The 21,941-nt window shown below is 65.8% G+C and carries 16 protein-coding genes; 6 read left to right on the top strand and 10 right to left on the bottom strand.

Annotated elements, in window-relative coordinates:
- Positions 1-22: 22 nt before the first annotated feature.
- Both DM373_RS25680 and DM373_RS25675 read right to left on the bottom strand, forming a co-directional pair.
- A complete protein-coding gene (locus DM373_RS25680; protein WP_110996224.1) occupies positions 23-997 on the bottom strand; it encodes an NAD-dependent epimerase/dehydratase family protein in 975 nt (324 codons plus the stop codon).
- Entirely contained in the window at positions 985-2,322 is a 1,338-nt protein-coding gene (locus DM373_RS25675) for a UDP-glucose dehydrogenase family protein (RefSeq protein WP_110996223.1), read from the bottom strand. The genes DM373_RS25680 and DM373_RS25675 overlap by 13 nt, the downstream gene beginning before the upstream one ends.
- A gap of 210 nt (positions 2,323-2,532) precedes the next feature.
- Here DM373_RS25675 and DM373_RS25670 point away from each other — a divergent pair, with 210 nt between their 5' ends.
- The 3 genes from DM373_RS25670 to pgm all read left to right on the top strand — a co-directional run bounded on the left by DM373_RS25670 (position 2,533) and on the right by pgm (position 8,151).
- On the top strand, positions 2,533-4,182 hold the full coding sequence (locus DM373_RS25670; RefSeq protein ID WP_110996222.1) for a VRR-NUC domain-containing protein: 1,650 nt from the start codon (positions 2,533-2,535) through the stop codon (positions 4,180-4,182).
- The gene (locus DM373_RS25665; RefSeq protein ID WP_110996221.1) at positions 4,179-6,434 is read left to right on the top strand and encodes an ATP-dependent DNA helicase; all 2,256 of its coding nucleotides are present in this window, start codon (positions 4,179-4,181) and stop codon (positions 6,432-6,434) included. Before DM373_RS25670 ends, DM373_RS25665 begins: the two co-directional genes overlap by 4 nt.
- Positions 6,435-6,513: 79 nt before the next feature.
- Positions 6,514-8,151, top strand: coding sequence for a phosphoglucomutase (alpha-D-glucose-1,6-bisphosphate-dependent) (pgm, locus tag DM373_RS25660; RefSeq protein ID WP_110996220.1), 1,638 nt, complete (start codon positions 6,514-6,516; stop codon positions 8,149-8,151).
- A 179-nt stretch (positions 8,152-8,330) separates the two neighbouring features.
- On the opposite strand, the gene DM373_RS25650 is transcribed toward pgm, so the two are convergent.
- From DM373_RS25650 to DM373_RS25620, 6 genes are all read right to left on the bottom strand, one after another.
- The gene (locus tag DM373_RS25650) at positions 8,331-9,911 is read right to left on the bottom strand and encodes an aldehyde dehydrogenase (NADP(+)) (protein WP_110996219.1); all 1,581 of its coding nucleotides are present in this window, start codon (positions 9,909-9,911) and stop codon (positions 8,331-8,333) included.
- A gap of 183 nt (positions 9,912-10,094) precedes the next feature.
- Positions 10,095-11,648, bottom strand: a complete 1,554-nt coding sequence (garD, locus tag DM373_RS25640) for a galactarate dehydratase (protein ID WP_110996218.1) — start codon at positions 11,646-11,648, stop codon at positions 10,095-10,097.
- A 79-nt stretch (positions 11,649-11,727) separates the two neighbouring features.
- Positions 11,728-13,083 (bottom strand): MFS transporter, encoded by a 1,356-nt coding sequence (locus tag DM373_RS25635; protein ID WP_110996217.1) that lies wholly within the window; start codon positions 13,081-13,083, stop codon positions 11,728-11,730.
- Positions 13,084-13,219: 136 nt separating this feature from the next.
- Positions 13,220-14,137: a 5-dehydro-4-deoxyglucarate dehydratase gene (kdgD, locus tag DM373_RS25630; RefSeq protein WP_110996216.1), complete on the bottom strand. Its 918-nt coding sequence runs from the start codon at positions 14,135-14,137 to the stop codon at positions 13,220-13,222.
- Positions 14,138-14,737: 600 nt separating this feature from the next.
- A complete protein-coding gene (locus DM373_RS25625; protein ID WP_110996215.1) occupies positions 14,738-15,547 on the bottom strand; it encodes a gamma-glutamyl-gamma-aminobutyrate hydrolase family protein in 810 nt (269 codons plus the stop codon).
- A 289-nt stretch (positions 15,548-15,836) separates the two neighbouring features.
- A complete protein-coding gene (locus DM373_RS25620) occupies positions 15,837-16,712 on the bottom strand; it encodes a helix-turn-helix domain-containing protein (RefSeq protein ID WP_110996214.1) in 876 nt (291 codons plus the stop codon).
- Positions 16,713-16,845: 133 nt separating this feature from the next.
- Here DM373_RS25620 and pobA point away from each other — a divergent pair, with 133 nt between their 5' ends.
- Positions 16,846-18,033 carry a 4-hydroxybenzoate 3-monooxygenase gene (gene pobA, locus DM373_RS25615; RefSeq protein WP_110996213.1) on the top strand — a complete coding sequence of 396 codons (1,188 nt, stop codon included), beginning with the start codon at positions 16,846-16,848 and terminating at the stop codon, positions 18,031-18,033.
- A gap of 178 nt (positions 18,034-18,211) precedes the next feature.
- On the opposite strand, the gene DM373_RS25605 is transcribed toward pobA, so the two are convergent.
- Positions 18,212-18,862: an ankyrin repeat domain-containing protein gene (locus DM373_RS25605; protein ID WP_110996211.1), complete on the bottom strand. Its 651-nt coding sequence runs from the start codon at positions 18,860-18,862 to the stop codon at positions 18,212-18,214.
- Between the two features lie 159 nt (positions 18,863-19,021).
- On the opposite strand from DM373_RS25605, the gene DM373_RS25600 reads away from it, so the two are divergent.
- Positions 19,022-19,903, top strand: a complete 882-nt coding sequence (locus DM373_RS25600; RefSeq protein WP_110996210.1) for a LysR substrate-binding domain-containing protein — start codon at positions 19,022-19,024, stop codon at positions 19,901-19,903.
- A gap of 9 nt (positions 19,904-19,912) precedes the next feature.
- Here DM373_RS25600 and DM373_RS25595 read toward each other — a convergent pair whose 3' ends face one another.
- On the bottom strand, positions 19,913-20,737 hold the full coding sequence (locus DM373_RS25595) for an aldo/keto reductase (protein WP_110996209.1): 825 nt from the start codon (positions 20,735-20,737) through the stop codon (positions 19,913-19,915).
- A gap of 213 nt (positions 20,738-20,950) precedes the next feature.
- On the opposite strand from DM373_RS25595, the gene DM373_RS25590 reads away from it, so the two are divergent.
- Positions 20,951-21,829, top strand: coding sequence for a DMT family transporter (locus tag DM373_RS25590; protein WP_110996208.1), 879 nt, complete (start codon positions 20,951-20,953; stop codon positions 21,827-21,829).
- Positions 21,830-21,941: the final 112 nt, after the last annotated feature.

Genomic DNA, 21,941 nt, shown 5'->3' with positions numbered 1-21,941 from the left:
GTTCTTGTTGTGAATGCGTGGTTCAGATCCGGTAGAAATCCCGGTACCAGCTGACGAATTGGCCGACGCCGTGTTCCAGCGAGACCTTGGGCGTGTAGTCGATCCAGTGCGCCAGTGAGCTGATGTCCGCCCAGGTCTCCAGCACGTCGCCGTCCTGGAAGGGCAGGTAATCGCGCGTTGCCGGGATGCCCAGGGCCTGTTCCAGGCACTCGACGAAGTGCAGCAGCCTGACCGGCTGGCCGCGGCCGATGTTGAACAGCTGGCAGGGCGGTTGGCCTGCGGCCGGCTGTGGTGGTTTGCCGCGCAGGCGCTGGATACTTTCGACGATGTCGTCGATATAGGTGAAGTCCCGTGCCATCCGGCCGTGGTTGTAGACCTCGATGGGCCGGCCTTCGAGCATGGCCTGGGTGAACTTGAACAACGCCATGTCCGGGCGGCCCCAGGGGCCATAGACGGTGAAGAAGCGCAGGCCGGTGGCGGGGATGCGGTACAGGTGCGCGTAGGTGTGCGCCATGAGCTCATTGGCACGCTTGCTGGCGGCGTACAGCGAGACCGGTTGTTCCACCGGGTCCTCGACGCTGAACGGCAGCTTGGCGTTGGCGCCATACACCGAACTGCTGGAGGCATAGATCAGGTGGCCGGTGGGGTGTCGGCGGCAGGCTTCGAGTACGTTGAGAAAACCGATCAGGTTCGCCTGGCCGTAGGCCCCTGGGTTGTCCAGCGAATAGCGCACCCCGGCCTGGGCCGCCAGGTGGATGACCTCGCTGAAGGGCTGCCTGGCGAACAGTTGGAGCAGGGCGTCCGGGTCGGCGATGTCCAGCCGCTGGAAGCGCAAGTTCGGCCACCGGGCCAGCTGTTGCAGGCGCGCCTGCTTGAGCTCGACGCTGTAATAGCTGTTGAGGTTGTCGATGCCGACCACCTCCAGGCCTTCCTGGCACAGGCGCTGGGCAAGGTGAAAGCCGATGAAGCCGGCGACGCCGGTGATCAGTACGGGCATGGCTGCGGCACCTGGCCACGGCCGATGCCGTAGTAAGTCAGGCCGGCGGCGGCCATGTGCTCGGGCTCGAACAGGTTGCGCCCGTCGAACACCACCCGGTCGGCCAACAGCTGCGGCACCTGGTCCAGGTTCAGCACCCGGTAGTCCTGCCACTCGGTGACGATCACCAGCGCATCGGCGCCCTGCAGCGCATCGTCCTTGCACGGCACCAGCAGCAGGTCGGCACGCTCGCCGTAATGCCGCTGGATTTCCTCCATGGCCTGCGGGTCGTGGGCCTGCACCCGGGCGCCGGCAGCCCACAGGGCTTCGAGCAGGACCCGGCTGGAGGCCTCGCGAATGTCATTGGTATTGGGTTTGAACGACAGCCCCCACAGCGCGAAGACCTTGCCGCGCAGGCCAGCGGGGTAGTGCCGGGCGATCTTGGCGTACAGCCGGTTCTTCTGTCGCGCGTTCACCGACTCGACAGCGCGCAGCAGTTGCGGCTCGAAGCCTTCGGCTTCGGCGCATCTGCTCAGGGCCTGCAGGTCCTTGGGGAAGCACGAGCCGCCAAAGCCGCAACCGGGGTAGATGAAGTCGTAGCCGATGCGCGGGTCCGAGCCGATGCCACGGCGGACCATTTCGATATCCGCGCCCAGGTGCTCGGCCAGGTTGGCCATTTCATTGATGAAGGAAATCTTCGTCGCCAGCATGCAGTTGGCGGCGTACTTGGTCAGTTCGGCGCTGCGCGCATCCATGACCATGAGTTTTTCCCGGTTGCGGCTGAACGGCAGGTACAGCTCGCGCAGCAGCTCAAGCTCGGCCGGGCCGGCGCCGCCGATGATGATCCGCTCCGGGCGCATGCAATCGTCGACCGCCGAACCTTCCTTGAGAAATTCCGGGTTGCTGATCACCCGATAGTGCTCGGCATTGGCGACCGCCTGGCTGATGCGCGCCTTGATGTGATCGACCGTGCCGACCGGCGCGGTGGACTTGTTGACGATGACCTTGGGGTGATCGGCATGTTCAAGAATGTTGTCGACCACCGCGAACACGTGCCGCAGGTCGGCGCTGCCATCGGCTTGGGGCGGGGTGCCGACCGCGATGAACAGCAACGGGGCGAAATGGGTCGCCCTGGCGGCGTCGGTGGTGAAACTCAAGCGGCCACAGGCCAGGTTCCTTTTCAGCAGTGACGCAAGGCCCGGCTCGTAGAGGGGGCAATGGCCCTGGCTCAAGCTGGCGATCCGCTCGACGTCAACGTCCATGCACAGCACCGAATGCCCCACCTGGGCCAGGCATGCCGCCTGGACGAGGCCAACATAACCCGTACCGAAAACCGTAACCTTCATCTCGCAGCTCCATGACCGAATCCGGGCAGGCCGTTACCCATGCCGAGGTACCTGGTAAGTAGGCTGAAAAAAAATGTCACAGTCTTGTTTAAGGTTTGTTACTGCACTCGGCGTACGGCGGGCACATGGAGTGCGCGACCCACGGCACTTGCTTAGCCTTGTGGTCTGTATGTATAACCAGTGTCCATTTCCCGCGCCCGATCCCGCACCGTGATTGCCCATTCCGTCGATGACCCGTTCTACTACCTGCACAACTTCCGCCAGGTGCTGAACTGGGTCGAACAGCGTTACGCCGACCTGCTCGATGCCCGCGAGCACGGGTTCATCCGTGCCTTCGCCGGCTTGCCGGCGCCGGCCCAGGCGCTGTTGGTGCGCATGGTCATGCGCAAGGGCGAGCTGTTTCGCAGCGACAAACTCAATTACGACGAGATCGGCGATACCGACAGTGCCCTGGCCCCCTTGCTGGGCCTGGGCTGGGTCGATGCCGAGGCGCCGCTGACGCTGGAGCAGCTGTGGCCGCTGCTGCGCAAGGACGAGGCACTGCACTGTTTTGCCGGGCAATTCAGCCGGCCCAAGGCGGGCAAGGCCGAGCTGCTGGCGCAGTTGCAGGCGTTGCAACTGGCGCCGCGTTCGCTCGCCGCGTGGTACCCCGATTTCCCCGCACAGATCATCCACTGGCGCTTGCAGCCGCTGTGCGACCGTTTGCGCCTGCTGTTTTTCGGCAACCTCTACCAGGACTGGTCGGAGTTCGTCCTCGCCGACCTTGGGCTGCTGCGCTATGAGCAGGTGGCCTTCGCAGAAGACTCACGGGCTCTGCGCCAGCGCAGCGAGGTCGAGCTGGCCATGGCCCTGCACCAGTGTGCCGAACGCCTGGAGCAGGGTGAGGCGCCCGCCACGCTGCTGGCGACGCTCGACGGGCTGGGCAGCGACAACCCCTGGCTCGCCCGGCGGCGTGCGCGGTTGCTGTTCAATCTTGGGCAGCACTGCGAGCGTTTGGGCGAATGGGACTTGGCGCTGCAGGTGTATGGCGATTGCGCCCACCCCGAGGCACGTATCCGCCAGGTGCGGGTGTTCGAGCGCAGCGAGCGGTGGCCGCAGGCGCACGCGCTGGCGGCCGACATGGCGGCGGCGCCGGCCAACCCGCTCGAGCGACAGGCCCTGGAGCGCATGCTGCCGCGCCTGGCGCGCAAGCTTGGTGGGCCGGCGCAATCCCGTCGGCGCAGTGATGCGGTGCAGGTTATCGAGCTGGAGCTGCCGGCCGAGCTTGCGGTTTTCGGGGTGGAGGAGGCGGTACGCCGGCACCTGGAGCAAAGCGGCGGGGTGGCCCACTACGTCGAGAACACCCTGTTCAACAGCCTGTTCGGCTTGCTCTGCTGGGACGCCATCTTCGCCCCGTTGCCAGGGGCGTTCTTCCACCCGTTCCAGAGCGGGCCGCAAGACCTGCACGATGGCGACTTCCAGCAGCGCCGCGCGGCGCTGTTCGAGCAGTGCCTGGGGCGGCTCGACAATGGCAGCCATGGGCAGGCGATCCGCGCCTGCTTCAGCGCCAAGCAGGGCCTGCAGTCACCCTTCGTGTTCTGGCAGATGCTCGATGAACCACTGCTCGAGCAGGCCCTGGCATGCCTGCCCGCCGCGCACTTGAAAGCCTGCTTTGTGCGCCTGTTGCAGGATATCCGCAACAACCGCGCCGGCATGCCCGACCTGATCCAGTTCTGGCCCGACGAGGGGCGCTATCGCATGGTCGAAGTCAAGGGCCCGGGTGACCGCCTGCAGGACAACCAACTGCGCTGGTTGGCGTTCTGCAAAGAGCACGGGCTGCCGGTGGTGGTTTGCCATGTGCGCTGGCAGTCGGCGCCATGAGCTACACGGTAGCGGTACGCGCCCTGTGCGAGTTCAGCGCCAAGGTGGGCGACCTCGACCTGCGGTTCACCCCGTCACCGACCGCCCAGGAGGGGATCGCCGGCCATCGCCGGGTGGTGGCGCGGCGTGCTGCCGGCTACGAGGCCGAAGTGGCGCTGGAGGGCGAATACCAGGGCCTGCGTGTGCGCGGCCGCGCCGATGGCTACGACCCGGCAGGCAACCGCCTGGAGGAGATCAAGACCCACCGTGGCGACCTGGCCCGCCAGCCCGACAACCACCGCCAGCTGCACTGGGCCCAGGCCAAGGTGTATGGCTGGTTGCTGTGCCAGGCGCGGCAACTGACGGACCTCGAGGTGGCGCTGGTCTACCTGGATATCGACAGCGACAGCCAGACGGTGATCAGCGAGCGCCACAGCGCTGGCGAACTGCAGCAGTTCTTCGAAACCCAGTGCCAGCGCTTTCTCGCCTGGGCAAGGGCCCAGGAACAGCGCCTGGCCGAGCGCAACCGTGGCTTGCAGGCGTTGGCCTTCCCTTACCCCGAACTGCGCCAAGGCCAGCGTCAACTGGCCGAAACCCTGTACAAGGCGGTGAGCACCGGCCGCTGCCTGATGGCCCAGGCCAGCACCGGCATCGGCAAGACCCTCGGCACCCTGTTCCCGCTGCTCAAGGCCGTGGTGCCCCAGCAGTTGGACAAGCTGTATTTCCTCACCGCCAAGACCCCGGGCCGCGCGCTGGCCCTGGATGCCTTGCGCCAGCTCACCCGTGACGGCACCCAGCCGGCCCTGCGCACTTTGGAGCTGATTGCCCGCGACAAGGCGTGCGAGTACCCCGAGAACGCCTGCCATGGCGAGTCCTGCCCGTTGGCCAGGGGTATCTACGACCGCTTGCCTGCGGCGCGTGAGGCGGCTGCGGCCGTGCCGTTGCTCGACCGCGCGGCCCTGCGCGAGGTGGCCCTGGCGCACCAGGTGTGCCCGTATTACCTCGGCCAGGAAATGGCGCGCTGGGTCGACCTGCTGGTGGCCGACTACAACTATTACTTCGACGCCCATGCGCTGTTGTTCGGCCTGGCCCAGGCCAACCAGTGGCGCACGGCAGTGCTGGTGGACGAGGCGCACAACCTGGTCGAGCGCGGCCGGCAGATGTACAGCGCCAGCCTCGACCAAGGCCAGTTGCAGGCACTGCGCCAGGCCAAGCCGATGGGCCTTGGCAGCGCGCTGGATCGGCTCAACCGCCAGTGGAATGCGCTGTACAAGGCGCAAGTGGCGCCGTACCAGGCCGGCGAGCAGCTGCCCGATGGGTTTCTGCGCGCCCTGGCGCAGTGCATCGGGCTGATCCAGGAGCGCATGAACCAGACGCCCGCCGAAGTGGAACCCAAGGTGCTGGAGTTCTTCTACCAGGCGTTGCAGTTCAGCCGTATCGCCGAGTTGTTCGATGAGCACTTCCTGTTCGATATCAGCCAGCGCAATGGCCCGCGCGGCCGGCGCCTGGCCACCCTGTGCCTGCGTAACGTGGTGCCGGCGCGCTTGCTCGGGCCACGGATGAGTGCCGCGCGCAGCGTCACGCTGTTCTCCGCCACGCTCAACCCCCGGCACTACTACAGCGACCTGCTGGGCATGCCGGCCGACACCGCCTGGCTGGAAGTGGCCGCACCCTTTCGCGCCGAGCAGTTGGAGGTGCGCATCGTCAGTGAAGTGTCCACCCGTTACCAGCAGCGCCAGGCCTCGCTGGCGCCGATCGTCGAACTGATCGCCGCGCAGTACGCGCGGCAACCCGGCAATTACCTGGCGTTCTTCAGCAGCTTCGAATACCTCGAGCAGGTCGCTCGGCTATTGGCCGAACGCCACCCCGGGCTGCCCCAGTGGCGCCAGGCGCCGGGCATGGACGAGGCCGGGCGCGAGGCCTTTTTGGCGCGGTTCGTGGCTGACGGGCAGGGCATCGGTTTCGCCGTGCTCGGCGGTGCCTTCGGCGAGGGCGTCGACCTGCCGGGTACACGGCTGATCGGTGCCTTCGTCGCCACCTTGGGCCTGCCCCAGGTCAACCCGGTCAACGAGCAGTTCAAGCAGCGCCTGGGGCGGCAGTTCGGTGCCGGTTTCGACTACGCCTACCTGTACCCGGGTGTGCGCAAGGTGATCCAGGCCGCTGGCCGGGTGATCCGTGGCGACCAGGACCGTGGCGTGCTGCTGCTGATCGACGAGCGCTTCGCCGAACCCCGGGTGCGGCAGATGTTTCCCAGCTGGTGGCGATACGCCTGAACGCACCCATCGCCTGGCGTTGAAACTCCCAGTACACTTCGCGTTCCAACCCCAACATTCGTTGCTTTCGAGGTTTCGCATGACGCTCAGTCCTTTGGCAGGCAAGCCGGCTCCGGCCAGCGTGCTGGTCGATATCCCCCGGCTGTTGACCGCCTACTACACCGGCCGCCCCGACGCCGCCGTGGCGGCCCAGCGCGTGGCCTTCGGCACTTCGGGGCACCGGGGCAGTTCGTTCGACCTGAGCTTCAACGAGCATCACGTGCTGGCCATCACCCAGGCCATCTGCCTGTACCGCCAGGAAAAGGGCATCGACGGCCCGCTGTTCATCGGCGCCGATACCCACGCGCTGTCCGCCCCGGCCGCCGCCAGCGCGCTGGAAGTGCTGGCCGCCAACGGCGTTCAGGTACGGCTGAGCAAGGACGACGAGTACACCCCCACGCCTGCGGTATCCCACGCCATCCTCTGCCACAACCGTGGCCGCACACAGCAACTGGCCGACGGCATCGTCATCACGCCGTCGCACAACCCGCCGCAGAGCGGCGGTTTCAAGTACAACCCACCCAATGGCGGCCCGGCCGACAGCGACGTGACCAAGTGGATCGAGGCCAAGGCCAACGAACTGCTGGCGGCCAACCTGGCCGGGGTCAAGCGCATGGATTACCAGCAGGCGCTCGCGGCCGCGACCACCCAGCGCCATGACTACGTGAGCAGCTATGTCGCCGACCTGGAAAACGTCATCGACTTCGACGTGATCCGCGGCGCCAACCTGCGCCTGGGCGTCGACCCGCTGGGCGGCGCCGGGGTGCGCTACTGGTCGGCCATCGCCGAGCGCTACCAGCTGAACCTGGAAGTGGTGAACACCGAGGTCGACCCGACGTTCCGCTTCATGTGCGTCGACTGGGACGGCCAGATCCGCATGGACCCGTCTTCGCCGTACGCCATGCAGGGCCTGATCGGCCTGCGCGAGCGTTTCGACGTGGCCTTCGCCTGTGACCCGGACCACGACCGCCACGGCATCGTCACCGCCGACGGCCTGCTGCAACCGAACAACTACCTGGCCGTGGCCATCGACTACCTGTACCGCCACCGCCCGCAGTGGCGCAAAGACGCCGCCGTCGGCAAGACCGTGGTGTCCAGCGGCCTGATCGACCGCGTCACGGCCGCGCTTGGCCGTGAGCTGTACGAAGTGCCGGTGGGCTTCAAGTTCTTTGCGCCGGGCCTGTTCGACGGCTCCCTGGGCTTCGGTGGCGAAGAAAGCGCCGGCGCCTCGTTCCTGCGCAAGGATGGCTCGGTCTGGGCCACCGACAAGGACGGCCTGATCCCGGCCCTGCTGGCCGCCGAGATGACCGCCCGTACCGGTCGCAATCCGAGCCAGATCTACGCTGACCTCACCGCCAAACTGGGCAAGCCCTACGCGACCCGTGTCGAGGCCAAGGCCGACCTGCGGCAGAAGGCGGCGCTGAGCAAGCTGGCGCCGGAGCAGGTCAAGTCCACCGAGCTGGCCGGTGAGCCGATCGAGCAGATCCTCAGCCATGCCCCGGGCAACAACCAGGCCATCGGCGGCCTGAAAGTGATGACCGCCAACGGCTGGTTCGCCGCGCGGCCGTCCGGCACCGAGGACATCTACAAGATCTACGCCGAAAGCTTCATCGACGAGGCGCACCTCAAGCGCCTGGTAGAGGAAGCCCAGGTGCTGGTGGACGCGGCGATCGCCTGATCGCCAAAGCTGCCAGACCTGGTTAGCTAATGGGGCTGCTCCGCAGCCCTTCGCGGGTAAACCCGCTCCCACAGGATGTGCGCTTGCCGTGAGACTTGCGCAGTACCTGTGGGAGCGGGTTTACCCGCGAAGGGCCGCAGAGCGGCCCCATTTGCCTCATGTGCATTGCATCCAAGAGATCAGATCGCCGCGTCGCTCCACTGGCCATTCACCAGGCGGCGCAGCCCCAGCGGGTTGCCGTCGCGCAGTGCTGCCGGCAGCAGCGCCTGCGGGTAGTTCTGGTAGCACACCGGGCGCAGGAAGCGGTCGATGGCCAGAGTACCGACCGAGGTGCCACGGGCATCGGAGGTGGCCGGGTAGGGGCCGCCGTGGACCATCGCATCGCACACCTCGACACCGGTCGGGTAACCGTTGACCAGGATACGACCGACTTTCTCCTCCAGCAGCGGCATCAGCCAGGCGAAGGCTTCGAAGTCCTCCGGCTCGCCAATCAGCGTGGCGGTGAGCTGGCCACGCAGGCCGAGCAGGGCGGCGCGCAGTTGCTCGTTGCCGCTGACTTCCACGGCCACGGTGGTCGGGCCGAACACTTCTTCCTGCAGCAACGGGTCGGATTCCACCAGCAGGCGGGCATCGGCCTTGAACAGCTGGGCGCGGGCTTGGTTGCCCTCCTGGGCCTGACCGGCCAGGTGCTGGATGCCGGCGTGGGCGTGCAGGTGCTCCAGGCCGCCAATGTAGCTGCGCAGGCCGCCCGCGTTGAGCATGGTCTGGCCGGGCTGGGCGTCCAGGTGTTGGCCGAGGTCAGCCAGCAGTTGGCTGAACTGCGGCGATTGCAGGCCGATGACCATGCCCGGGTTGGTGCAGAACTGACCTGCGCCCATGCACACGGAACCGGCCAGCTCACGGGCGATGGTTTCGCCGCGTTTGGCCAGGGCGCCCGGCAGGATGATCACCGGGTTGATGCTGGACATCTCGGCGAACACCGGGATTGGCTGCGGGCGCTCGGCGGCCATGCGGCACAGGGCATCACCGCCTTTGAGCGAGCCGGTGAAGCCAACGGCCTGGATCGCCGGGTGCTTGACCAGCCACTCGCCGACACCGCCACCGAAGACCATGTTGAACACGCCCTTGGGCATGCCGGTGCGTGCGGCGGCGCGCTCGATGGCGCAGCTGACCAGGTCGGCGGTGGCCATGTGGCCGCTGTGGGCCTTGAACACCACCGGGCAACCGGCGGCCAGGGCAGCGGCGGTGTCGCCACCGGCGGTGGAGAAGGCCAGCGGGAAGTTGCTGGCACCGAACACCGCCACCGGGCCGACGCCGATGCGCATCTGGCGCAGGTCCACCCGTGGCAGCGGCTGGCGCTCGGGCAGGGCCAGGTCGATGCGTGCGCCCAGGTAGTCGCCGCGGCGCAGCACCTGGGCGAACAGGCGCATCTGGCCGCTGGTGCGGCCACGTTCGCCCTGGATGCGGGCGGCGGGCAGGGCGGTTTCACGGCAGACGATGGCGACGAAGCTGTCGTCCAGCTCGTCAAGCTCGGCGGCGATGGCGTCGAGGAATTCGGCGCGGCGTGCCGGGGGCAACTGGCGGAACTCGGCGAAGGCGGCGGCAGCGGCTTGGGCGGCCTGGTCGACTTCGGCTTCAGTGGCTTGGGCGAAGCTGTAGGGCAGGGCTTCGCCGCTGGTGGCGTCCAGGCTCTGCAGGCGCTGGGTGCCGGCAGCGCTGCGCTGGCCTGCGATGAAGTTATGGCCGAGGATCTCAGGCATGGGGTGCTCCTGTAGTCGCTGAAGGAAGAATGCTATTTGGGCAGGTTTGCTTGGCCTCTGTGGGAGCGGGTTTACCCGCGAACACCGGCGAAGCCGGTGCCATGCACCGTGCCGCCAGTTTCGCGGGTAAACCCGCTCCCACAGGGATCGCGAGAGTCTGGGAAATCGAGTCAGCCCTTGGCATCAGGTAATGGGCGCCGGGTTGAACAGGGTGATGTCGTTGTGCAGCCCGTGCCGCTCGGCCCAGGTCTGTTTGCGGCCGCTGGCCACGTCCAGGTAATAGTGGAACAGCTCCCAGCCCAGCTCCTCGATGCTCGAGCGGCCGGTGGCGATGCGCCCGGCGTCGATGTCGATCAGGTCGGGCCAGCGCTGGGCCAGCTCGGTGCGGGTGCACACCTTGACCACTGGCGCCATGGCCAGGCCGTACGGCGTGCCGCGCCCGGTGGTGAACACGTGCAGGTTCATGCCGGCGGCCAGCTGCAGGGTGCCGCAGACGAAATCACTGGCCGGGGTGGCGCAGAAGATCAGGCCTTTGCGCGTCACCCGCTCGCCCGGGCCGAGCACGCCCTGGATGGCGCCGCTGCCGGACTTGACGATCGAGCCCAGGGACTTCTCGACGATGTTCGACAAGCCGCCTTTCTTGTTGCCTGGCGTGGTATTGGCGCTGCGGTCGGCGGCGCCTTGTTGCAGGTAGCGGTCGTACCAGTCCATTTCGCGCACCAGCGCTTCGGCCACCTCAGGCGTTTCGGCGCGGGAGGTGAGCATGTAGATGGCGTCACGCACTTCGGTGACTTCCGAGAACAGTACCGTGGCCCCGGCGCGCACCAGCAGGTCGGCGGCAAAGCCCAGCGCCGGGTTGGCGGTGATGCCGGAAAACGCATCGCTGCCGCCGCACTGCATGCCGAGGATCAGCTCGCTGGCCGGTACGCTCTGGCGGCGGCGCTGGTCTAGCTTTTTCAGGCGGGTTTCGGCCAGTTGCATGATCTGCTCGATCATCTCGACGAAGCCCAGCGAGGCGTCCTGCAGGCGGTACAGCCACGGCTCGCTGAGGTCTACCGACGGGTCGCCGTCGTGCATCACCTGGCCGGCCTGGAGTTTTTCGCAGCCCAGGCTGATCACCAGCGCTTCGCCGCCCAGGTTGGGGTTGCGCGCCAGGTTGCGCACGGTGCGGATCGGGATGTAGGCATCGCGGGCGTTGATCGCCACGCCGCAGCCGTAGCTGTGGGTGAGGGCGACCACGTCATCGACGTTGGGGTATTTGGGCAGCAGTTCGGCGCGGATGCGCTTGACCGCGTGATCGAGCACGCCGGTCACGCACTGCACAGTGGTGGTGATGCCGAGGATGTTGCGGGTGCCGACGGTGCCGTCGGCGTTGCGGTAGCCTTCGAAGGTGAAGCCTTCGAGCGGCGCCAGGGCGGCGGGCACGGCGTCGCAGCGCGGCAGGCTGTCGAGCTCGGGCGCGGCCGGCATGTCCAGTTGATCTTCCTTGACCCAGCTGCCTTGGCGCAGCCATTCACGGGCGTAGCCGATGACCTGGCCGTAGCGGCGCACCGGGGCGCCGGGTTGGATATCGACGGTGGCCACCTTGTGACTCTGCGGTACGCCTTCGACCAAGGTCAGGCCGTCGGCGAAACGGGCGCCTTCGCCCAGGCCGCCGTCGTTCACCACCACCACGACGTTGTCGTCATCGTGCAGGCGGACGTAGCGGGGCGACTCGGAATGTTCGATCAACTGCATGGTCAGGCCCTTCTGGTTTTTTCTCTCAGGCTTTCATACGGCGGCCGGCGCCGTGTGCACGGGCGCCGGCGGCTTTCTCTCAGCGGCGCGAACCTGCCAGTTCAGCGGTTGGCGCGGGTTCTTGCTTTGGGCCGTCCTTGAGCTCGATGCGCTTGATCGGGCCGACGATCACCAGGTAGCTGAACACCGCCACCAGGGCGTTGGCGCCGACGTACACCAGCGCCCACTTGAACGAACCGGTAGCACTGATGATGTAGCCGATGACGATCGGCGTGGTGATCGACGCGATGTTGCCGAAGGTGTTGAACAAACCACCCGACAGCCCTGCGATCTGCTTGGGCGAGGTGTCGGCCACCACGGCCCAGCCGAGCGCGCCGATGCCTTTGCCGAAGAAGGCCAGGGTCATGAAGCCCACCACCATCCACTCGGCGTCGACGTAGTTGCAGAACACCATGGTGGTCGACAGCAACAGGCCGCAGACGATCGGCAGCTTGCGCGAGAAGGTCAGCGAGTTGCCGCGGCGCAGCAGCCAGTCCGACAGCACACCGCCGAGTACACCACCGATGAAGCCGCAGACCGCCGGCAACGAGGCGATGAAACCGGCCTTGAGGATGGTCATGCCGCGTTCCTGCACCAGGTACACCGGGAACCAGGTGAGGAAGAAGTAGGTGATGGCGTTGATGCAGTACTGGCCCAGGTAAACGCCCAGCAGCATGCGGCTGGTCAGCAGTTGCTTGATGTAGCCCCATTTCGGGCCGTCGTTGCCGCGTTTCTGGTCCATGTCCACCAGGCCGCCGTTCTGCTCGATGTGATCGAGCTCGCTGGGGCTGATGCGTGGGTGCTGGCGCGGGTTGTAGATGGTCTTCATCCACACCCCGCTGAAAACGATGCCCAGTACACCCATCACCACGAACACGTGCTCCCAGCCGAAGCTGAACACGATCCAGCCCATGATCGGGGCGAACAGGGCAGTGGCAAAGTACTGCGCCGAGTTGAAGATTGCCGACGCGGTGCCGCGCTCCTGGGTGGGGAACCACGCCGCGACGATCCGGGCGTTGCCGGGGAACGACGGGGCTTCGGCGAAACCGACCAGAAAGCGCAGGGTGAACAGCGTGACCACGGCCCAGGCTACCGGCAGGCCACCGACGAAGCCCTGCAGCAGGGTGAACAGCGACCAGGTGAAGATGCTGAAGGCATAGACCTTCTTCGAGCCGAAGCGGTCGAGCAGCCAGCCGCCGGGGATCTGCCCGGCCACGTAGGCCCAGCCGAAGGCGGAGAAGATGTAGCCGAGGGTGACCGCGTCGATGCCAAGGTCCTTCTGCAGGCTGGAACCGGCAATGGCGATGGTGGCGCGGTCGGCGTAGTTGATGGTGGTCACCAGGAACAGCATCAACAGAATCAGGTAGCGGACATGCGTCTTTTTCGTCGCTTGCATGCTGCTTACTCCCACTAGTTATTTTTGTGCGGGCTATCAGATTGTGTTTTGGCGCCAGGGCAGGGCGCTGGACCGCGTTGCGGCCCATTGCCGGCAAGCCCGCTCCTGTGGGAGCCGGTTTGCCGGCGATCGGGGCTTACAGCGTCTGTGGCCCCATCTTGTCCATCAGCGCGGCGAGCATCTCGTACTCTTGCGCGGTCAGGTCGGTGAGCGGCGTGCGCACCGGGCCTGCGTCGTAACCGGCGATCTTGGCTCCGGCCTTGACGATGCTCACGGCGTAGCCGGCCTTACGGTTGCGGATGTCCAGGTACGGCAGGAAGAAGTCGTCGATCAGCTTGGCGACGGTGGCGTGATCGTCACGGGCGATGGCGTGATAGAAGTCCATCGCGGTCTTGGGCACGAAGTTGAACACCGCCGAGGAGTACACCGGCACACCGAGGGCCTTGTACGCGGCAGCATACACCTCGGCGGTGGGCAGGCCACCCAGGTAGCTGAATCGATCACCCAGGCGGCGACGGATCGACACCATCAACTCGATATCGCCCAGGCCATCCTTGTAGCCAATCAGGTTCGGGCAGCGCTCGGCGAGCTTTTCCAGCAGGTCGGCATTCAGGCGGCAGACGTTGCGGTTGTAGACCACGACGCCGATGTTGACGGCCTTGCACACCGCCTCGACATGGGCGGCAACGCCGTCCTGGCTGGCTTCGGTGAGGTAGTGCGGCAGCAGCAGCAGGCCCTTGGCGCCCAGGCGCTCGGCTTCCTTGGCGTATTCGATGGCCTGGCGGGTCGAGCCGCCGACACCGGCGAGGATCGGTACCGAGGTGGCGCAGGTATCGACTGCGGTCTTGATCACCTGGCTGTACTCGCTGGCGGCCAGGGAGAAGAACTCACCGGTGCCGCCGGCGGCGAACAGCGCGCTGGCGCCATAGGGGGCCAGCCATTCCAGGCGCTTGATGTAGCCGGCAGGGTTGAAGTCGCCCTGGGCGTCGAAGTCGGTGACCGGGAAAGACAGCAGGCCGTGGGAGAGGATGGATTTCAGTTCTTGTGGGGTCATTGTTGTAGGCATCCTGGGGCGCTTGGGTGAAGGGTGTTGTTCTGCGTTGGAGGTAAGTTATCGTACAACAAATGCGATGACTAGTCCCTCTTGGGCAGATTTTTTGATTTGGGGGTGTTCGCCGTCAGGTGTTTATTGGCTGCGAGATCGAGCGCCGCCCGCGCGGCGCATCGCGGGACAAGCCCGCTCCCACATTTGTTTAGGGCCAGTCTTTCCTGTGCCATCACCTGGTCCGCCTTGTTGGTACGACGCGGTAGTGAGGTGGGCACCACTGGCGCCTCGCCTGACTTGAGACATGCACCAAGGCGGGCAGCGGTACCCTCACAGGCACAATTGGCCCGAAACAAATGTGGGAGCGGGCTTGTCCCGCGATGCGCCGCGCGGGCGGCGCTCGATCTCACAGGCGCAGAAGATCTTACGACAACCACTTGGCAGTCATCGTATCTCTAGGCAAAAGGAAGGAAAAAAAGATCGCGGAGACAGGCGCAAGCCCGCCGCCCGCTTCCACGGGAAGTGTTCTGGGACCAGCAGAGGGTGACCGTAGGAAACGGGGGCGACCTTGCGCCGCCCCGCGATCAAAGCTAACGAAGCTTTGCTGGATCAGGCTGCCTGATGGCGCTTGACCTGTGACTTGCGGACCTGGGCGCGGCATGCGTCGCCGAAGGCCTGGAACATCTTGATCGAGTCAGGGTTCTTCGCCGCCTGCCACTCCGGGTGCCACTGCACCGCGAACAGGAAGGGCGAAATGCTCGGCGCGTGAATCGCCTCGACCAGGCCGTCTTCGGCATGGGCAATCGGCTCGATACCGGCGCCCAGCTTGCGCAGGCCCTGGCCGTGCAGCGAGTTGACGCGGATCTCGTCGGTGCCCAGGGTGTCGCGCAGCCAGCTGCCCGGCTTGATCTTCACCCCATGCACCTGGGCGTATTGCACCTCGACCGGATCTTCCGGGTTTTCCCGGTGGTCGTTGAAACCAGGCTCGGCGTAGACCTTCTGGTAGATGTCACCGCCCAGGGCCACGTTGATTTCCTGCATGCCACGGCAGATGCCGAAGATCGGCAGGCCACGCTTGATCGCCGCCTTGACCAGCGGGATGTCGAACAAGTCGCGGTTCTGGTCCTGGCCCTTGCCGGGGGTCTGGTTCTCCTGGCCGTACAGGGCCGGGTCGATGTTGCTGCCGGCACCGGTCAGGTACACGCCGTCGGCCATGTCCAGGTACGTCTCGAGGTCGTCGCTGCCGCAGCAGGTGGGGACCAGCACCGGGACGCAACCGGAGAACTCGACCAGCGGGGTGATGTATTTGTGGGTCATGACCTGATAGTCATGGCCTTTGCGCTCTTGGCTGCCCATGGTCATCAGGACGACGGGTTTGCGCAGGGAAGGTTGCTTGTTGCCAATGTTGCTGTTGGACATATGTCACCTTGGGACAGGTCTTGCCTGTCGTTGTTGTGCAGGCGCACGGCCGGGGCCATGGGTGCAGCCTGTAGCCCCGAGCACTGCCGGCTCGCTTCAGGGGCGATGCCGGTCGGGGCCTGACTGATAGCTTGCCAGAGCCGTTCGATATGTCAAACGAGTGGCAGGGCGCCCAGGCGCCGTTTTTCGGGGGCTTGGAGGTCTCGGAGCCTTGGGTGACAAGGGTTTGGCGGGGGTTTTGGTCAATAATATTTAACGACGCAGTTGGCTCTTTGCGTGGCTGCAATGATTATTCACTTTGCGTGGCGCGGCGGTAGGCGTTGGGCGTCTGGCCGCTCAAGCGTTTGAAGAAGCGGGCGAAGTAGGTGGGGTCGCTGAAACCCAGGCGATCGGACAGCTGGCCGATGCTCATGCGCGTGTACGACAGGTTGCGCCGGGCTTCGAGCAGCAGGCGCTGGTGCACCACCTGCAGTGCGGTCTGGCTGGCCAGGGCGCGGCACAGCTGGTTGAGCTGCAGGCTGCTGATGCCCAGGCGCGCAGCATAGGTTTCCACGGGCAGGTGCTCGCGGTAGTGCGCCTCGACCAGGCGCAGATAGCGGCCAAGCAATTGTTGGTCGCGCTCGCCGCGGGTGCGCGGGGCACGGTCGTGCTGCTGGCGGCTGATCCACACCATCAGCGTGGTGACCAGTGCTTGCAGCAATGCCGCCCGTGCCGGGGCGTGGCCCTGGTATTCCTGTTGCAGCGTGTCGATCAGTGTGTGCAGGCGCAGGCGGTCCTGGCCCAACGGATAGCAGCCGGGCGCGGCCAGTACGCTCAATGGCGCGCCCAGGCGTTGCTCAAGGTCGGCCACCAGCGCGGTGCCAAAAGTCAGCACATGGCCCTGGATATCGGCACTGAAACGAAAGCCATGCACGGTCAGCGGCGGCACCACCTGGATCGCCGCCTGGCGGATCACGCTGCGCTCGCCCTCGATCTCCACCTGCGCCTCGCCGCGCTGCACGTACAGCAGCTGGAACAGCTCGGCATGGCGGTGCGCCTTGATCTCCCAATGATGCAGGCGGCTGCGTGCCGGGATCGACTCGCAGTGCAACAGGTCGGTGTCGGGCCAGGCGTGGTTTTCGCCGTAGAGCTGGAACAGTGGAATGCCAGAGAGGGGGCTGAGCATGGGGATGGCCTTGTCCGTTAATCGAACGTTTTTTGTAAAAGTGCAGTTTTTACAGCGGATAGCACACTTTTTAGGCCTGAATCGCTCGTAAAAATGCAGGGGAGAACCGTAACAGCACACAGAGACAACAACAATGAAGACTCAGGTTGCAATCATCGGCGCAGGCCCATCCGGCCTGCTGCTGGGCCAATTGCTGCACAAGGCCGGTATCGACACGCTGATCGTCGAGCGCCAGACCCCCGACTACGTACTGGGGCGCATTCGCGCCGGGGTGCTCGAACAGGGCACCGTCGACCTGCTGCGCGAGGCCGGGGTCGGCGAACGCATGGACCGTGAAGGGCTGGTCCACGAAGGCGTCGAACTGCTGGTCGGTGGCCGCCGCCAGCGCCTGGACCTCAAGGCGCTGACCGGTGGCAAGACGGTGATGGTCTACGGCCAGACCGAGGTCACCCGCGACCTGATGCAGGCCCGCGAGCAGAGCGGGGCACCGATCATCTATTCAGCCAGCAAGGTGCAGCCCCATGACATCGACGGCGCGCAGCCCTACCTGACGTTCGAGAAGGATGGCCAGCCGCACCGCGTCGACTGCGACTACATCGCCGGCTGCGACGGCTTCCACGGGGTCGCTCGGCAGAGTATTCCCGAAGGTGTGCTCAAGGCCTACGAGCGGGTCTACCCGTTCGGCTGGTTGGGGCTGCTGGCCGATACGCCGCCGGTGAACCACGAGCTGATCTACGCCCACCACGCGCGCGGCTTCGTGTTGTGCAGCCAGCGTTCGCAGACCCGCAGCCGCTACTACCTGCAGGTGCCGCTGCAGGAACGGGTGGAGGACTGGACGGATGCGCGTTTCTGGGGTGAGCTCAAGGCTCGGCTGCCCGAGGAGGTGGGCGAGCGGCTGGTCACCGGCCCGGCCCTGGAGAAGAGCATCGCGCCGCTGCGCAGCCTGGTGGTCGAGCCCATGCAGCATGGCCGGTTGTTCCTGGTCGGTGATGCCGCGCACATCGTCCCGCCCACCGGTGCCAAAGGTCTCAACCTGGCGGCCTCGGACGTGAACTACCTGTACCGGATTCTGCTCAAGGTGTACCGCGAAGGCCGTACCGACCTGCTGGCCCAGTACTCACCCATGGCCTTGCGCCGGGTGTGGAAGGGCGAGCGCTTCAGCTGGTTCATGACCCAGTTGCTGCATGATTTTGGTGAGCATCACGATGACTGGGACCGCAAGATGCAGGAGGCTGATCGCGAGTATTTCCTCAGTTCGCAGGCGGGGTTGGTGAATATTGCCGAGAACTATGTGGGGTTGCCGTTCGAGGTGGTGGAGTAACGGGGTTGTAGGAGCGGCCTTGCCGGGGCGCCGGACCGGCCGGAAAGGGCTGCGCCGCAGCCCCGGCGATTCTTGTTGTGCAGCTGAAAACTGGGGCCGCTTCGCGACCCTTTCGCGGCACAAGGCCGCTCTTACAGTGGGCGTGTAGGTTCATTGGGCGATTGGGCCCTCCAAGGAATCAACGCGTAAGCAGCGCGACCATCTCCCCATACCCGCGCTGGCGCGCATGCTCCAGCGCCGTCACCCCGTCCTTGTCGGCAATCGCCGGGTCGGCCCCGGCCGCCAGCAGCCGGCGCACGACTTCCACATGGCGCGGCCCGCCATCGCCGAGGATCACCGCCTCCAGCAGCGCGGTCCAGTGCAGGCGGTTGAGGTGGTTCACATCGACCCCGGCATCGATCAGCAACTGCACGGTCTGCACATGCCCGCGCTCGGCCGCCGGGATCAGTGCGGTGCCGCCGTAGCGGTTGGTACTGCTCAGGTCGGCGCCATGGGCGAGGGTAAGGCGCAGTATCTCGTTAAGGCCACGGGCACCGGCGTACAGGTAAGGGCTGTCGTGGATGTTGTCCTTGGCGTTGACGTCGGCACCCGCCTCGATCAGTACCTGCGCTGCGGCGACCTGGTTGGCGTGGGTGGCCACCAGCAGCGCGGTCTGGCCTTGGTCGTTACGGGCGTCTAGGGTGGCGCCCTGGGCGAGCGCCTGGCGGATGGCGGGCAGGTCACCAAGACGGGCGGCATCGAACAGGCGGTTATTCATGGACTGGCTCTCGGCGTGGGCGGCAAGGCTGGTGAGCAGGGCCAGCAGCAGGGTGGCAATCGGCATGCGCATGGTCTGGGGTTCCTGGCAGGGCGAGCGTTCATCCTAGGTAACTGCGCGCGGCGTCAGAAGTGAATTTTCTGGATGCCAGGCAGTGGCTTTGCGCATGGTTGCCGGACGTGGAGGGGCGTGATAGAAGTCAGGCTCGTCATTTAGAAGTCGAATACCAAGATGTCCATCAGCGTTAAATCGAATAGAGCCCTGTTCGACCTCGACCTGCTGCGCGCCATTGTCGTGGTGGCCGATTGCGGCAGTTTCACCACCGCGGCGGCACGCCTGCATTCCACCCAATCGACCATCAGCCAGAAGGTCCGCCGCCTCGAAGAGATGGTCGGCCACCGCCTGCTGGTGCGCGGTAACCGCGACGTGCTGCCTACCGATGCCGGCCAGACTCTGCTGGGTTACGCCCGGCACATGCTGGCGTTGAACGACCAGATGCTCGAAGCCTTGGCCGGGGCCATGGTCGGCATGACCGTGCGCCTGGGCGTGCCGGAGGACTTCGTGGGCGGGCGTACCACCAATGCGCTGTCGGCATTCAGCCGGCGCCACCCGCAGGTCAAGCTGGAGGTCACCAGCGGGCTGTGCCGCGACCTCAGCCAGGCCTACGACAACGGCGAGCTCGACCTGGTATTGCTCAAGCAGCGGCGCAACAGCCGTGAAGGGGTGGCCTGCTGGCCGGAGCGCCTGCAATGGATCGACAGCGCGCGGATGCCAGCCTTCGAGCTCGACCCGGTGCCGCTGGTGACCTTCCCGCCACGGGGCCTGTACCGCGACGACATGATCAGCGCCATCGAAGGCATGGGCCGGCGCTGGCGCATCAGCTTCACCAGCTCCAGCCTCAGCGGCATCCAGGCGGCGGTGGCAGATGGCATGGGCATCAGCCTGCTGCCTCCGCGGGCGGCAACCCGCGAGCACCGTGTGCTGGGGGGCGAGCAGGGGCTGCCGGAGGTGGACAGCTACGAGATCGTGATCGTGCACCGGCCCACGGCCGATGTGATGGTCAAGGCGTTGGCCGAGGTGCTCACCGAACTGCTGGCGGTGCAGGCGATCTGAAGGGGAGGTTCAGCTGTTCCACTGCGGTGCGAAATCCGGGCTGACCAGGCGCCGGTCCTTCGCCAGCGCGGCAATCCGTGCGCGGTCCTGATCATCCAGGCGCAGGTCCAGCGCCGCCAGGTTGGCCAGTTGGTTTTCACGGCTGCTGGCTTTCGGGATCACTGCCACGGCGGATTGCTCCAGCAACCATGCCAAGGCCACTTGGCTGGGCAGCACGCCGTGTTTGTCGGCGATGGCGCGGATGGCCGGTTGTTCGGCAGCCTGGCCGCGAGCCAGTGGGGTGTAGGCGGTGAAGGCCAGGCCATGCTGCCGAGCGAAGTCGAGCAGCGGTGTTTGGTCGAGCAGCACGTGGTACTCGACCTGGATCGCCGACAGCGGGGCGCCCAGTTGTTCGATCACCTGACGCAACAGCCCGAGCGGGAAGTTGGCCGCGCCGATGCAGCGCGCCTTGCCTTCATCGCGCAGGGCCACCAGGGTTTCGATGCTGCGCGCCAGGTCCCAATCCTTGCCCGGCCAGTGAATATGGAACAGGTCGACCTGGTCGGTGCCCAGGGCGCGCAGGCTGTCTTCCAGGGACTGGCGCATGGCCTGCGGGGCGAGGCGGTCCCACCAGACCTTGGTGGTCAGGTGAATGGCCTCGCGCGGCACGCTGCTGTCACGCAGGGCCTGGCCGACTGCGGCTTCGTTGTTGTAGGCCGTGGCGGTGTCGATATGCCGGTAGCCCAGCTCCAGTGCCTGGTGCACGGCGCGGGTGCAGTCGGCGCCGGTCATTGGCCAGGTGCCCAGGCCGATGGCCGGCATGTCGAGGCCGTGGCGGGTGGTGAGCCTGTGCATGTCGGTACTCCTTGTACGGATGGAAAGGTGGACGGACATGATCGGCCATCGGCGAATGGCTGGCAGTGGGGGCAGGGGGAAAGTGGTCGATCAGCGAACGAAATGTACCGGACAGTACAGAAGCCTCGGCCCAGGCAATGTTCATCGCCCAGGATCTCTTCTAGAATCCGCGGATGCCCGGGCGCAAGGCCGGGGCCACCGCCCGAGAGCCCCATGAGTTCCAGTACGCCGCTGTCCGGAGTCAACCAGCCGCTGCGCGGTATCACCCTGGTGGTGGTGGCCACCTTCCTGTTCGCCGGCCACGACGCGATGTCGAAGTTCCTCGGCGGCATCTACCCGATCATCATGGTGGTATGGGCCCGTTACCTGGTGCACACCTTGCTGATGGCCGGGATCTTCCTGCCCAAGGCCGGCATGGCGGTGCTGCGTACCCGGCGCCCGTTGTTGCAGACCCTGCGTGCCTTGAGCCTGCTCAGCACCAGCCTGTTGTTCACTGCCGGCTTGCAGTATCTGCCGTTGGCCGAGGCGACGTCGGTCAACTTCCTGGCCCCGGTGCTGGTCACCGCGTTGTCGGTGCCGTTGCTCAAGGAGCGGGTCACGGCGGGGCAGTGGGCGGCGGTGGTGATGGGGTTTGTCGGGGTGCTGGTGGTGGTGCATCCGGGAGGGGCGATGTTTACTCCGGCGATCCTGTTTCCGCTGGGGTCGGCGCTGGGGTTCTGTTCGTACCAGTTGCTGACGCGGGTGCTGGCGGCCCATGACAGCCCGACCACCAGCAACTTCTATGCGGGGTTGTGCAATACCTTGGTGCTGAGTGCGATGGTGCCGTTTTTCTGGCAGGTGCCGCAGTGGTCGCATGCGTTGTTGATGCTGGCGCTGGGGGGGTGTGGGATGACGGCGCATCTGCTGCTGACGCAGGCGTTCAGGTTTGCGGCGCCGGCTTTGTTGGCGCCGTTCAGTTATTGTCAGATTGTGTTTGCGGGGGTGTTGGGGTTGGTGGTTTTTGGGCAGGTGCCGGATGGTATGAGTTTGCTGGGGATTTCGGTGATTTGCTTGAGTGGGTTGGGGGCGGCTTGGATGCAGCGGCGTAAGTAGGGGGTTGAGTTTGTAGGTTGTTGCAGTGATTGCTTAACGGTTTCAAGTTTCAAGTTTTTTGGATTTTGTTGTCTGTTGGTTTTGATAGTTGTATGTGCATTCATTTGCTGTG

This window comes from Pseudomonas sichuanensis (genome assembly GCF_003231305.1).
In the GTDB taxonomy this organism is placed as follows: domain Bacteria; phylum Pseudomonadota; class Gammaproteobacteria; order Pseudomonadales; family Pseudomonadaceae; genus Aquipseudomonas; species Aquipseudomonas sichuanensis.
Note: the sequence above shows the minus strand (reverse complement) of the source record. Positions and strands in the feature narration are given on the sequence as shown.

Bases quoted from the DNA above. Each gene is read 5' to 3' on its own strand.
- DM373_RS25625 (WP_110996215.1), bottom strand. From the start codon at position 15,547: ATGTCCAACAGCAACATTGGCAACAAGCAACCTTCCCTGCGCAAACCC.
- pgm (WP_110996220.1), top strand. From the start codon at position 6,514: ATGACGCTCAGTCCTTTGGCAGGCAAGCCGGCTCCGGCCAGCGTGCTG.
- DM373_RS25675 (WP_110996223.1), bottom strand. From the start codon at position 2,322: ATGAAGGTTACGGTTTTCGGTACGGGTTATGTTGGCCTCGTCCAGGCG.
- DM373_RS25600 (WP_110996210.1), top strand. From the start codon at position 19,022: ATGTCCATCAGCGTTAAATCGAATAGAGCCCTGTTCGACCTCGACCTG.
- kdgD (WP_110996216.1), bottom strand. From the start codon at position 14,137: ATGACCCCACAAGAACTGAAATCCATCCTCTCCCACGGCCTGCTGTCT.
- DM373_RS25590 (WP_110996208.1), top strand. From the start codon at position 20,951: ATGAGTTCCAGTACGCCGCTGTCCGGAGTCAACCAGCCGCTGCGCGGT.
- DM373_RS25605 (WP_110996211.1), bottom strand. From the start codon at position 18,862: ATGCGCATGCCGATTGCCACCCTGCTGCTGGCCCTGCTCACCAGCCTT.
- DM373_RS25680 (WP_110996224.1), bottom strand. From the start codon at position 997: ATGCCCGTACTGATCACCGGCGTCGCCGGCTTCATCGGCTTTCACCTT.
- pobA (WP_110996213.1), top strand. From the start codon at position 16,846: ATGAAGACTCAGGTTGCAATCATCGGCGCAGGCCCATCCGGCCTGCTG.
- DM373_RS25650 (WP_110996219.1), bottom strand. From the start codon at position 9,911: ATGCCTGAGATCCTCGGCCATAACTTCATCGCAGGCCAGCGCAGCGCT.
- garD (WP_110996218.1), bottom strand. From the start codon at position 11,648: ATGCAGTTGATCGAACATTCCGAGTCGCCCCGCTACGTCCGCCTGCAC.
- DM373_RS25620 (WP_110996214.1), bottom strand. From the start codon at position 16,712: ATGCTCAGCCCCCTCTCTGGCATTCCACTGTTCCAGCTCTACGGCGAA.
- DM373_RS25635 (WP_110996217.1), bottom strand. From the start codon at position 13,083: ATGCAAGCGACGAAAAAGACGCATGTCCGCTACCTGATTCTGTTGATG.
- DM373_RS25665 (WP_110996221.1), top strand. From the start codon at position 4,179: ATGAGCTACACGGTAGCGGTACGCGCCCTGTGCGAGTTCAGCGCCAAG.
- DM373_RS25595 (WP_110996209.1), bottom strand. From the start codon at position 20,737: ATGCACAGGCTCACCACCCGCCACGGCCTCGACATGCCGGCCATCGGC.